The organism is Agrococcus sp. SL85 (genome assembly GCF_026625845.1).
GTDB lineage: Bacteria > Actinomycetota > Actinomycetes > Actinomycetales > Microbacteriaceae > Agrococcus.
The window spans coordinates 2069220-2081556 of sequence record NZ_CP113066.1; the positions used below are offsets into that span (position 1 = coordinate 2069220).

Annotated in this window: 13 protein-coding genes; 12 read left to right on the forward strand and 1 reads right to left on the reverse strand. The window is 74.9% G+C overall.

The annotated features are described in order from the left end of the window. Nucleotides 1-61: 61 nt before the first annotated feature. Nucleotides 62-874, reverse strand: coding sequence for a DUF4870 domain-containing protein (locus tag OVA14_RS10270; RefSeq protein WP_267503781.1), 813 nt, complete (start codon nt 872-874; stop codon nt 62-64). Between the two features lie 182 nt (nt 875-1056). Here OVA14_RS10270 and hrcA point away from each other — a divergent pair, with 182 nt between their 5' ends. From hrcA to OVA14_RS10330, 12 genes are all read left to right on the forward strand, one after another. After that, nucleotides 1057-2073 carry a heat-inducible transcriptional repressor HrcA gene (hrcA, locus tag OVA14_RS10275; protein WP_267503782.1) on the forward strand — a complete coding sequence of 339 codons (1017 nt, stop codon included), beginning with the start codon at nt 1057-1059 and terminating at the stop codon, nt 2071-2073. Continuing rightward, on the forward strand, nt 2074-3165 hold the full coding sequence (locus OVA14_RS10280) for a DnaJ C-terminal domain-containing protein (protein WP_267503783.1): 1092 nt from the start codon (nt 2074-2076) through the stop codon (nt 3163-3165). Then, nucleotides 3165-3890, forward strand: a complete 726-nt coding sequence (locus tag OVA14_RS10285) for a 16S rRNA (uracil(1498)-N(3))-methyltransferase (RefSeq protein ID WP_267503784.1) — start codon at nt 3165-3167, stop codon at nt 3888-3890. The genes OVA14_RS10280 and OVA14_RS10285 overlap by 1 nt, the downstream gene beginning before the upstream one ends. 53 nt (nt 3891-3943) lie before the next feature. Next, nucleotides 3944-4288, forward strand: coding sequence for a histidine triad nucleotide-binding protein (locus OVA14_RS10290; protein WP_267503785.1), 345 nt, complete (start codon nt 3944-3946; stop codon nt 4286-4288). Nucleotides 4289-4322: 34 nt separating this feature from the next. Next, nucleotides 4323-5303: a PhoH family protein gene (locus OVA14_RS10295; protein ID WP_267505566.1), complete on the forward strand. Its 981-nt coding sequence runs from the start codon at nt 4323-4325 to the stop codon at nt 5301-5303. Next, on the forward strand, nt 5303-5779 hold the full coding sequence (gene ybeY / locus OVA14_RS10300) for an rRNA maturation RNase YbeY (RefSeq protein WP_267503786.1): 477 nt from the start codon (nt 5303-5305) through the stop codon (nt 5777-5779). Before OVA14_RS10295 ends, ybeY begins: the two co-directional genes overlap by 1 nt. Beyond that, nucleotides 5779-7056 (forward strand): hemolysin family protein, encoded by a 1278-nt coding sequence (locus tag OVA14_RS10305; RefSeq protein WP_267503787.1) that lies wholly within the window; start codon nt 5779-5781, stop codon nt 7054-7056. The genes ybeY and OVA14_RS10305 overlap by 1 nt, the downstream gene beginning before the upstream one ends. Further along, a complete protein-coding gene (gene era, locus OVA14_RS10310) occupies nt 7053-7949 on the forward strand; it encodes a GTPase Era (protein ID WP_267503788.1) in 897 nt (298 codons plus the stop codon). Before OVA14_RS10305 ends, era begins: the two co-directional genes overlap by 4 nt. 87 nt (nt 7950-8036) lie before the next feature. Beyond that, nucleotides 8037-9302 (forward strand): sensor histidine kinase, encoded by a 1266-nt coding sequence (locus OVA14_RS10315; RefSeq protein ID WP_267503789.1) that lies wholly within the window; start codon nt 8037-8039, stop codon nt 9300-9302. A 25-nt stretch (nt 9303-9327) separates the two neighbouring features. Further along, on the forward strand, nt 9328-9990 hold the full coding sequence (locus tag OVA14_RS10320; protein WP_267505567.1) for a response regulator: 663 nt from the start codon (nt 9328-9330) through the stop codon (nt 9988-9990). Between the two features lie 58 nt (nt 9991-10048). Further along, a complete protein-coding gene (locus OVA14_RS10325; protein WP_267503790.1) occupies nt 10049-10771 on the forward strand; it encodes an ABC transporter ATP-binding protein in 723 nt (240 codons plus the stop codon). Further along, nucleotides 10768-12318: an FtsX-like permease family protein gene (locus tag OVA14_RS10330; RefSeq protein WP_267503791.1), complete on the forward strand. Its 1551-nt coding sequence runs from the start codon at nt 10768-10770 to the stop codon at nt 12316-12318. The genes OVA14_RS10325 and OVA14_RS10330 overlap by 4 nt, the downstream gene beginning before the upstream one ends. Nucleotides 12319-12337 lie beyond the last annotated feature (19 nt).

The following is a 12337-nucleotide window of genomic DNA, read 5'->3' on the forward strand; positions in this document are numbered from 1 at the left end:
CATGCCGGGACGCGACGACGCCCCGCGCCACGAGGGGCACGGGGCGTCCGCCGGCGCTCGGCTACTTCACGAGCCGCCAGTTGAAGGGATAGCGGTACGAGCCGCCGCCGTTGACGCGCACGGCGCCGATGATCGAGAAGATCACCTGGACGAGCGCCGGCACCCAGTAGATGCCGAGCAGCAGGAACCCGATGCCGATGACGCTCGTGATGGTGCCGACGATCAGGATGCCGATCGCGAGGATCGCCGAGAAGATGCCGAAGTTCAGCGCCTCCCTTGCCTCCTGCTTGGCGAAGGCGCTGCGGTCCTTGTAGATCATGAAGACGATGAGCGGCCCGATCCAGCCGCCGAATCCGCCCGTGACGATCGTGGAGAGGCCGGACAGGTGGCCCCACATGCCGGCGTTCTTCTCGTCGACCGGCGACATCGGGGGCGCAGAGGCGTACTGCGGCTGGCCCGGGGCGCCGTACTGGCCGCCCTGCGGCGGCGGGTAGCCGCCCGCGGGCGGGTAGGCGCCCTGCGGCGGCTGGTGGCCCTGCGGCGCGCCGTACTGGGGCGGGGCGCCGTGGGGCGGCACGCCGTGGGACGGGGCGCCGTGCTCGCCCTGCGGCGCACCGTAGGGCGGCGCCGCGGGCGCGGAGGGCTGCTGGGGCTGCTGCCGGCCCTGGCCGTCGGCGGGCGGGGCGGAGAACGCGGGGTTGCCGGCCGCGGCGTCGGGCGAGTGGCCGGTGAACGGCTGCGCGGGCTGGCCGACGCCGGGCGCCGCCGGCGCGCTGGGCGCGGCGTGCTGCTCGTGGGTCACGGAGAAGCCGTCGCCGGGCTGCGCGGCGGGGTCCGGCTGATCCTCGCGGCGGGGGGCGTTGGGGTCGGACATGACGTGCCTTCCTGTGGGGGCTCGGGCGGAGGTCCCGCGCCGTGCAGGTTCATTCTGCGCCGCCCCGGCTGGGGATCGGCTTCGAGGCGAGGGCGCGATAGGATTGGCAGTCAGTCCTGACGAGTGCCAGAGACGCGTGCAAGAGCGGAGCGAGGAGTCGCCCGCACGACGAGAGGAGCGGGATGGTCTCCGACCGCGGCCTCGAGGTCCTCCGCGCGATCGTGCAGGACTACGTCGCGCTCCGCGAGCCGGTCGGCTCGAAGTCGATCGTCGACCGTCACGCCTTCGGCGTCTCGGCCGCGACCATCCGCAACGACATGGCGCTCCTCGAGGAGGAGGAGCTCATCGTCGCCCCGCACACGTCGTCCGGGCGCGTGCCGACCGACAAGGGCTACCGCGTCTTCGTCGACCGCCTCCAGCGCATGCAGCCCCTCACGGGCGCCCAGCGCCAGGCGATCGCGCGCTTCCTCGAGGCCGAGACCCACGACCGCGACGAGATGCTCGCCCGCACGGCGCGGCTGCTCTCGCAGCTCACGAACCAGGTGGCGCTCGTGCAGGTGCCGGTGCGCCGCCAGGCCGCCGTGCGCCGCGTCGAGCTCGTCGCGATCGCCGAGGCCCGCGTGCTGGCCGTGCTCATCCTCGACTCGGGGCGCGTCGAGCAGCGGATGGTCGACGCCCAGCAGCGCATCGAGCCCGAGGAGGCGATGGCCCTCGGCCGCGCCTTCACCGAGACGATCGCCGAGCTGCCCGCGGCGGCCGCCGCCGAGCGCCTCGCGGGCGTCGCCGCCGACGCGCCGCCCGCGCTGCACGCCGCGACCGCGGCGATCGCGCGGGCGCTCGCCGACATGCTGCTCGGTGCGGGCGGCGAGCGCCTCTACATGGCGGGCGCCTCGCACCTCGTGCGCGAGGAGCGCGACTTCCCGCGCACCGTGACGCCCGTGCTCGACGCGATCGAGGAGCAGGTGACCCTCCTGCGCCTCTTCGACGAGATGGGCGCCGAGGGCGAGGTCGCGACCCGCATCGGGCGCGAGCTCGCCGGGCCCCTCGGCGAGACCGCCGTCGTCGCCTCGACCTACTCGGCCGACGGCAGCGACGGGCACGTCGGGGTGCTGGGCCCGACCAGGATGGACTACGCAGGCAACATGGCCGCGGTGCGCGCCGTCGCGCGCTACCTCACGCGGCTCTTGAGCGAGGACTGAGTGACCGACCACTACGAGACCCTCGGCGTCGCCCGCGACGCCGGCCAGGACGAGATCAAGAAGGCGTACAGGAGGCTCGCGCGCGAGCTGCACCCGGACGTCAACCCGAGCCCGGAGGCCGCAGAGCGGTTCAAGGACGTCACGCACGCCTACGACGTGCTCGGCGACGCCACCTCCCGCGCCGAGTACGACCGCGGCCCGCAGCCCGGCATGGGCGGCGGCTTCGGCTTCGGCGACATCTTCGAGCAGTTCTTCGGCGGCGGCGGCCGCGGCCAGGGCCCCCGCCCGCGCCGCCAGCCCGGCCAGGACAGCCTGCTGCGCGTCGACCTCGACCTCGGCGACGTCGTGTTCGGCGTGCACCGCGAGCTGCGCGTGCAGACCGCCGTGCTGTGCGGCAGCTGCCAGGGCGCGTGCACGTCGCCGGGCACGAGCGAGGAGCGCTGCACGATGTGCGGCGGCTCCGGCCACGTGCAGCGCCAGGTGCGCTCGCTGCTCGGGAACGTCGTCACGACGCAGCCGTGCCAGCACTGCCAGGGCCACGGCACGACGATCCCCTCGCCGTGCCCGACGTGCGCGGGCCACGGGCGCGTGCGCGCCGAGCGCAGCATCCCCGTCGACATCCCCGCGGGCGTCGACACGGGCCTGCGCATCCAGCTGCCCGGGCAGGGCGAGGTGGGCGAGGCCGGCGGCCCCGCGGGCACGCTCTACCTCGAGATCAACGTCAAGCACCACGACGTCTTCAGCCGCAGCGGCGACGACCTGCTCGGCACCCTCGAGGTGTCGATGCCGGACGCCGCGCTCGGCACGAGCGCCACGGTCGAGGCGATCGACGGCCCCGTCGACGTGGAGGTGCGCGCCGGCGTGCAGTCGGGCGACGTCATCACGGTCGGCGGGCGCGGCGTGACGCGGCTGCGCGGCGCCGGTCGCGGCGACCTGCGCCTGGGCGTGCAGGTCGTGACGCCGACGCGCCTCGACCGCCGCTCCGAGGAGCTGCTGCGCGAGCTGCGCGACCGCACGAAGGCGCCCGCGCCCACGCTCGGCCACTTCAAGCAGGGGCTCTTCGCCAAGATGCGCGACCGCCTCCGCCTCTGATGGCGCACTGCTACTGGCACGACGCGCTCGCGGCGCACGCCGAGGGCGACGTCATCGCGCTCGAGCGCGACGAGGCCCACCACGCGGCGGTCGTCAGCCGGATGCGGCGCGGCGAGCGCGTGCTCGTGAGCGACGGGCGCGGCACCCTCGCGGAGGGCGTCGTCGAGCGCGCCGAGCGCGACGGCGTCGACGTCGTGCTGCACCGCCTGGAGCGCGTCGCGGCGCCGAGCCCCCGCATCGGGCTCTCGCAGGCCCTCGCGAAGGGCGACCGCGCGGAGCTCGCGGTGCAGGCGGCGACCGAGCTGGGCGTCGACGCGATCGTGCCGTGGCAGGCGCGCCGCAGCGTCGTGCAGTGGAAGGGCGAGCGCGGTGAGCGCTCGCTCGAGCGCTGGAGGAAGGTCGTGCGCGAGGCCGGCAAGCAGGCCATCCGCCCGTTGCTGCCCGAGGTGCTGCCCGTCGTCGACGCCGAGGGGCTCGCGGCCCTCGCGGACGACTGGCTGCTCGTCGTGCTCGACCCCACGGCCGAGGGCTCGATCGCCGAGGTGCCGCTCGAGCGCGACCTGCTGCTCGTCGTGGGCCCCGAGGGCGGCATCGAGCCGGGTGAGCTCGAGCGGCTCGACGCCGCCGGCGCCGTGCGTGCGAGGCTCGGCGACCACGTCCTGCGCACCTCGACCGCCGGGCTCGCCGCATCGTCCGCGCTCTCGGTGCGCCTCGGTCGCTGGTGAGCCCCGGAGCCGCGCCCCGGATCCGCCCCGCGACCGGCCGGTAGGCTGGAGCCATGGCAGAGCCCTCCGTGTTCGAGCGGATCGTGGCGCGCGAGATCCCGGCGGAGATCGTGCTCGAGACCGACACGATCATCGCCTTCGTCGACATCGCGCCCAAGGCGCCCATGCACGTCCTCGTCGTGCCGAAGACGGCCCGCTACCGGGACGTCGTCGAGCTCGCCGCCGGAGACCCCGCGCTGCTGGCCGAGATGGTGCAGGCCGCGCAGGCGATCGCGCGCGAGCGCGCCGAGGGCGACTTCCGACTCGTGTTCAACACCGGCGAGCAGGCGGGGCAGACGGTCTTCCACGCCCACGCCCACGTGCTCGCCGGATCCCTGGGAGAGGACTCGCTTGCCTGACGCCACCCGCTCGATCGAGATCGACGGCATCGAGATGGTGCGGCTGCTGGGGCCGCAGGACCGGCTGCTGACGCGCCTCGAGCGCGAGCACCCCGAGGTGACCGTCGCCGTGCGCGGCAACCTCGTGACGCTCGAGGGGCCCGAGGACGACGTCGCGCTCGCCGGCAGGCTCGTGCAGGAGCTCGTCGACCTCGTGCGCCACGGCGCCGACCTCGGCCAGAGCGAGGTCTCGGAGGGCGCTCGCATCCTCCGCGCCGACCCGGGCCGCAGCCTCACCGACGCGATCGGCGAGGCCATCCTGACCGCGCGCGGCAAGTCGGTGCGCGCGAAGACCGAGGGCCAGCGCGCCTACGTCGACGCGATCGACGCGCACACGATCACGTTCGGCATCGGTCCCGCCGGCACGGGCAAGACGTACCTCGCGATGGCGAAGGCCGTGCAGGCCCTCCACCGCAAGGAGGTCAACCGCATCATCCTCACGCGCCCCGCGGTCGAGGCGGGCGAGCGGCTCGGCTTCCTGCCGGGCACGCTCACCGACAAGATCGACCCGTACCTGCGCCCGCTGTACGACGCGCTCAACGAGATGATGGATCCGGAGCTCGTGCCCAAGCTGCTCGCGACGGGCGTGGTCGAGGTCGCGCCGCTCGCGTACATGCGCGGGCGCACGCTCAACGACTCCTTCATCGTCCTCGACGAGGCGCAGAACACGACGCCCGAGCAGATGAAGATGTTCCTGACGCGCCTCGGCTTCGGCTCGCGCATGGTCGTCACGGGCGACGCGACGCAGGTCGACCTGCCCGCGGGCACCTCGGGCCTGCGGATCGCGGAGCGCGTGCTCCGCGCGGTCGACGACATCCACTTCTCGCGCCTCACGAGCGCCGACGTCGTGCGGCACACCCTCGTGGGCCAGATCGTCGACGCCTACACGCGCGACGACGAGCAGCAGGGCCAGAAGCTGGCCAGGGCGCAGCAGCGCAGCCACGGGCCGCAGGGCCAGCGGGGTCGGAGGGCCTGATGTCGATCGACCTGCTCAACGAGTCCGGCCACGAGGTCGACGAGGCGCAGCTCGTGCGCCTCATCGCCTTCGACCTCGACCGGCTCTTCGTGCACCCCGACGCCGAGGTGTCGGTCGTGCTCGTCGACGTCGCTGCGATGGAGCAGCTGCACGTGCAGTGGATGGACGAGCCCGGCCCCACCGACGTGCTCTCGTTCCCGATGGACGAGCTGCGCCCCGGCTCGCCCGAGCGACCCACGCCTCCGGGGCTGCTCGGCGACATCGTGCTCTGCCCGGAGGTCGCGCAGGCCCAGGCGGTCGAGGCCGGCCACCCGCTCATGGCGGAGCTGCGCCTCCTGACCACCCACGGACTGCTGCACCTGCTGGGCTTCGACCACGCGGAGCCCGCCGAGCGCGACGAGATGTTCGGCCTGCAGGACCAGCTGCTCGCGGGCTTCGCCGCGCACGAGGCGGGCGCGCCCGGGCGCGCCGGCTGATGTTCGAGCTGCTGCTGTTCGCGGCCGCGGCGCTGCTCATCGCCTTCGGCGCCTGGCTCGCCGCGTGCGACGCCGCGCTCGGCGTCGTCTCCCGCGCCGAGCTCGCCGAGCTCGCGGCGGGGTCGCGCCGCTCGTCGTCGATCGCGGCGATCGCCGACGACCTGCGCGGCCACGTCATGACGCTGCAGTTCGGGCGCATCGTGTGCGAGACGGTCGCGGCCGTGCTCATCACGCTCGCGCTCGACTCGCTGCTCGTGGAGTGGTGGATCACGCTGCTCGTCGCGGGCGGCGCCATGATCGTCATCTCGTTCGTGCTCGTCGGCACGAGCCCGCGCGCCGTCGGCCGCACCCACGCGCTCGGCCTCCTCCGCGCCTCCGCGGGCTTCGTGCGCTTCTGGCGCATCCTCATGGGGCCGATCGCGAGCCTCGTCGTCACCGTCGGCGACAAGGTGACGCCCGGCCGCCAGCGCGAGACGGCGTTCACGACCGAGGCGCAGCTGCTGTCGATGGTCGACGCCGCCGCGGAGTCGGACGTGCTCGAGGACGACGACCGCGAGCTCATCCACTCGATCTTCGAGTTCAACGCGACGCTCGTGCGCGAGGTGATGGTGCCGCGTCCCGACATGATCACGATCGAGCGCGACGTGACCGCGGGCGAGGCGCTGCGGCAGTTCCTCGACAACGGGCTCTCGCGCATGCCCGTGGTGGGGGAGTCGACCGACGAGATCGTCGGCATCCTGTACCTGCGCGACGTCGTCCGCTCGCGCACCTGGCGGCCCGACGAGGTCGAGCTCGCCGAGCAGCTCGCGCGCCCCGCGATCCTCGTGCCCGAGTCGAAGAAGGCCGACGACACGCTCGCGCTCATGCAGGCGGAGCGGATGCACGTGGCGATGGTCGTCGACGAGTACGGCGGCATCGCGGGCCTCGTCACGCTCGAGGACCTCGTGGAGGAGCTCGTGGGCGAGATCCGGGACGAGCACGACCGCGGCCGCCGCGAGGCGATCGAGGCGGGGGAGGGCGTGTGGCTCGTCTCCGCGCGCCTCCAGATCGACGAGCTGGGCGACCTGTTCGACCTGCAGCTCGAGGACGAGGACGTCGACACGGTCGGCGGGCTCGTGCAGAAGGAGCTCGGGCGCATCTCCGAGGTGGGCGACGTCGTCCACGTCGGGGGCCTGCGCATCGAGGTGCGCTCGATCGACGGCCGCGGCCGCTCGACGGGCGAGATGGAGGTCTCGCGGCTCCCGGAGCCCGAGCTCGTGGAGGAGGGCGCCGAGTGAGCGACCAGCAGCACCGCAGCGGATTCGTGACGTTCGTCGGCCGGCCGAACGCCGGCAAGTCGACGCTCATGAACGCGCTCGTCGGCGAGAAGATCGCCATCACGTCGTCGAAGCCGCAGACGACGCGGCACGCGATCCGCGGTGTCGTGCACCGCGACGACGCGCAGCTCGTCATCGTCGACACCCCCGGCATGCACAAGCCCCGCACGTTGCTCGGCAAGCGGCTGAACGCGGTGGTGCAGACGACGCTCGGCGACGTCGACGTCATCTGCCTCTGCATCCCCGCCGACGAGCCCATCGGCCCCGGCGACCGCTTCATCGACCAGCAGCTCGACGGCTTCCCGCGCGCGAGGAAGATCGCGATCGTGACGAAGACCGACGCCGCGTCGAAGCAGCGCGTCGCCGAGCAGCTGCTCGCCGTCGCCGAGCTGCGGGAGTGGGACGCGGTCGTGCCGCTCTCGTCGCTCCGCGGCACGCAGCTCGACGTGCTCGTCGACCAGCTCGTGGCGCTCCTGCCCGAGGGCGAGCCGCTCTACGAGGCCGCGACGACCACCGAGGAGCCGCTCTCGGTGCGCATCGCCGAGCTCGTGCGGGAGGCGGCGCTCGAGGGCGTGCGCGACGAGCTGCCGCACTCGATCATGGTGACGGTCGACGACATCGTCGAGCGCGAGGACCGCGACCTCGTCGACGTCTACGCGAACCTCTGGGTCGAGCGCGACAGCCAGAAGGGCATCATCATCGGCAAGGGCGGCTCGCGCCTGCGCCAGGTGGGTGCGGATGCGCGGGCCGAGATCGAGCGCATCGTCGGCGCGCAGGTGCACCTCGACCTCCGCGTGAAGGTCGCGAAGGAGTGGCAGGGCGACCCGAAGCAGCTGGGCCGCTTCGGCTTCTAGCGCGGGATCGCCCGCGGCGTCCGCCGCGAGGATGATTCCGGAGGCGCGAGGGCGCCGGGGCCGTGGCGCCGCCGTAGCGTAGAGGGCGTGAGCGCCGCCGAGACCCGGGCCGCCGAGACCTCGGCAGCCGAGACTCAGGCCGCCGAGCCCGTGGCGTCGGCGGCGACCGAGGACGCCGCGCGGTCGCGCCTCGATCCGCGCGCGCTCCGCGTCGACGCGATCCTCGCGATCAGCACCTCCGTCCTCACGGGCGTGCCGAGCGCGATCATGTGGGTGCTCGCCGCGGTCGGCACGCCGGGGCAGTGGGCCTTCGGGGCGCTCGTGGGCGTCGCGATCGCGGGCGCGATCCTCGTCCGCCGCACGCGCCCCGTGCTCGCGCTCCTCGCGCTCACCGGGCTCGCGGCCGTGCACGTCGCGATCGCCGCGCCGATGTTCCCGGTCTGGTTCGGCGTGCTCGTCGTGCTCTACTCGGCCGGCCGCTGGAGCCGCTGGCCCGGCCGCCTCGGCGCGCTCGCGCTCGCGCTCCTCGCCGCGCTCCTGGCGGCGACGTGGCTCGCGACCGCCGGCGGGCTCGCGGCGGCGCCCGGCGCCATGCCGAGCCTCACCGAGGTCCTGCGGCTCGTCGCCTTCGCGTGGGTGCCGCCCATGCTCCTGTTCTCGATCGCGGTGCTCGTCGGCTGGGGCGTCGCCGCCGTGGCGCGCTCGGAGGCCGCCTCGAGCGAGGCGATGGCCTCGACCCGTCGCGCCGACGAGCAGGAGGAGCGCGCCGCGCTCGCGCGCGACATGCACGACGTCGTCGCCCACTCGCTCGCCGTGGTCATCGCCCAGGCCAACGGCGCCCGCTACACGCAGGATCCTGCGGCGAAGGACGCGAGCCTCGAGGCGATCGCCGGCACCGCCAAGCAGGCGCTCGGCGACGTGCGCCTGCTGCTCACGCAGCTGCGCCACAGCCAGGCGCCCGACCCCGTCGCCTCGCTCGACGGCGCCCACGACCTCATCGACCGCATCCGCGCCTCCGGGCTCGACGTGCGGCTCGAGGAGCTCGGCACCCCCGTGCCGCTGCCGCGCACGGCGGACATCGCCGCCTACCGGATCCTGCAGGAGGCGCTCACGAACGCGCTGCGCCACGGCGACCGCTCGCAGCCCGTGCACGTGCGGCTGCAGGGCGTGCACGGGCCGCAGCCGGGCATCGTGCTCGACGTGCACAACCGGCTCCGCGCCGACCCCGGGGTCGCCGGCCACGGCGTGCGCGGCATGCACGAGCGCGCGCGCCTGGCGGGCGGCGATGCGTGGACGGGCGTGCAGGACGGCTGGTTCCGCGTGCGGGCCGCGTTCCCGGCGGGCGCGCGGTGAGGCGGGTCGTGGCTCGGGTGGCAGGATCGCTCCCGTGATCCGCGTGCTCATCGTCGACGACCAGGCGCTCTTCCGAGGCGGCATCCGGATGCTGCTGGAGTCGCAGCCCGACATGACGTGCGTGGGCGAGGCCGCCGACGGCGCGCAGGCCGTGCGGCTCGCCGACGAGCAGCAGCCCGACGTCATCCTCATGGACGTGCGCATGCCCGTGCTCGACGGCATCGCCGCCACCGCCCGGATCGTGCAGGCGCGGCCCGAGTCGCGGGTCGTCGTGCTCACGACCTTCGACCTCGACGAGGCGGCCGCGCGCGCGATCCGCGCCGGCGCCTCCGGCTTCATCCTCAAGGACGCCGAGCCCGAGCTCGTGCTCGCGGCCGTCCGCACGGTGCACGCGGGCAACGAGGTCGTGGCGGCGAGCGCGACGCGCGAGCTGTTCAAGGCCTTCGGCGCGCAGCGCCGGCAGGTGCCGCCCGCCTTCGCGGCGCTCACCGAGCGCGAGCGCGAGATCTTCGGGCTCGCGGCCAAGGGGCTCTCGAACACCGAGATCGCCCGCAGCGAGTTCGTGTCGGAGGCGACGGTCAAGACCCACGTCTCGCGCGTGCTGGGGAAGCTCGGCCTCCGCGACCGCGTGCAGCTCGTGGTGTTCGCCTACGAGCACGGCCTCGTCGGGGATCAGCCTCGAGGATGACGGCGGATCCGACGACCGCCTGACGACCCGGCGGCGCGATCCGGATTGCATGGAGGGCATGCAGACCTCCCTCTCCCTCTCGGGCGCCACCAAGCGCCACGGCACCGGCACCGGCGCCGTCACCGCCCTCGCGGGCGTCGACCTCGACATCCAGCCCGGCACGCTCACGGCGGTCATGGGCCCCTCGGGCTCCGGCAAGTCGACGCTGCTGCACCTCGCGGCCGGGCTCGACGCGCCCACGAGCGGCGACGTGCGGATCGGCGGCCGCTCGGTCGTGGGCCTCGACGACGACGCGCTCACCGCCCTGCGCCGCGAGCAGGTGGGCGTCGTGTTCCAGGCGTCGAACCTCGTGCCGAGCCTCACGGCGCTCGAGAACGTGCAGCTGCCTGCGCTCCTCGCGGGGCGCGAGCCCGACCGCGCCCGCATCCGCGCGCTGCTCGACGACCTCGGGCTCGCGGGCCTCGGCGGGCGCCGGCCGCACGAGCTCTCGGGCGGGCAGCAGCAGCGCTTCGCGATCGCCCGCGCGCTCGCGCACCGGCCCGCGATCGTGCTCGCCGACGAGCCCACGGGCGCCCTCGACTCCCGCGCCTCGCTCGAGGTGCAGGAGATCCTCGTCGCCCAGGCCGCCGCGGGGCAGGCGATCGTCGTCGTCACGCACGACCCGGTCGTGGCCGCACGCGCCGAGCGGATCGTCCTGCTGCGCGACGGCCGGATCGACGGCGACCTGCCGCGCACCGACGCGGCGGGGATCGCGCAGCGGATGCTGGCGGTCGCGCGGTGACCGCGGTCGCCGCCGCGCCCGCGCGCGCCGCCGCAGACCCATCGGCCGGCTCGAGCACGGGCATCAGCCTCGCCTTCGCCGTCACAGCGCTCGCGGCGGCCTTCGGCACGGCCCTCTCGACCGTCATGGAGCACGCGGCGCTGGCGATCTACGGCGACGCCTTCATCGCCGGCTCCGGCACCGGGCGCCTCATGCTCGCGCTCGCCGGCGTGCTGCTCATCGGCACCTCCGTGGTCGTGGGCGCGATCGTGGCCCGCCAGGCGCTCACGGGCGCGGTGGAGGACCGCCGCGCCGAGATCGCGCTCCGCCGGCTGCTCGGGGCGTCGGCGCGGGCGGAGCGGCGCCGGGTGCTCTCGCGCTTCGCGCAGGTCGGGATCGGCGGCGCCGCGCTCGGCTGGGCGGTCGGCGTGCTCGCCGCGATGCCCGTCGAGGCGCTGCTCGCGTCGCTCCCGGACGGCCTGCCGCTCTCGGGGCTCTCGCCGATCGTGCCCGCGGCGCTCGTGCCGCCCGCCGCCGTGCTCGTCGCCGCCGTCGGCGCGGCCTGGCTCGCGACCCGCGCGGTGCTCGTCGTCTCGCCGATCGAGGCGCTCCGGGACTCGGGGGTCGACATCGAGACGACGGGGCCGCGGCGCGGGCGTCGCGGCCCGCTCGTCGCGCTCGCGCTCGGCTCGGCGCTCCTCGCGGGCGCGGTGGTGCTCGGTGCGCTGACGCCGCTCGCCGTGCTCGTCGGCTTCGCGGGCGGCGTGGTGCTCGTCGTCGGCATCGTGGGCATCGCGCCGGTCGCGGCGCCGCCGCTCGTCGCGCTCGCGGCGCGCACGATGGGGCGCTCGGTCCCGGCGCGCGTCGCGCGCGGCAGCCTCGCCACCCACCCCGGCCGCACCGCCTCGCTCGTGCTCGCGCTCTTCGTCGGCGCCGCGGTCGTGACGATGATGGTGACGGCGGGCGCCTCGCTCACGACCGCCGCCCTCACGATCGAGCGCGACCCGGTCTTCCGCGCCGAGCTCGCGTCGGTGCTGCTCGGCGCCACGACGATCGTGTCCGCGATCGTCGGCTTCTCGGCCGTGCTCGGCGTGCTCGGCTTCGTCGCGGCCATGCTCCTCGCCGTGCGCCGGCGCACGCGGGAGATCGGGCTGCTCCGCGCCCTGGGGCTGCGCAGGGGGCACGCGATGCGCATGCTGCTCGCGGAGGCGGGTGCCATCACCGCCGTCGCCGTAGCGGCCGGCTTCGCCGTCGGCGCGCTGCTCGGCTGGATCGGCGTGCAGTCGATGGTCGGGTCGGTGCGCGGCATCGCCTCGACCGCGCCGACGATCCCGTGGCTGCTCCCCGTCGGGCTGCTCGTGGCGGGCCTCGCGGTGGCCGTCGCTGCCAGGCTGGCCCGCGGGTCGGCGCGCGAGCCGCATCCCGCCGCTCGCGGCCGTCGCCGAGGACTGAGCGGGGCGCCGCGAGCCGCGCCCGAGGCCGGATGCCCAGCCGGCATCCGGCCTCGGGCGTATAGTGAGGGCATGCACAGCGCGCGGCTCCTCCTTCGTCGCCGCGGCGAGGCCTGACCCGGGCTTCCTCGTCGCG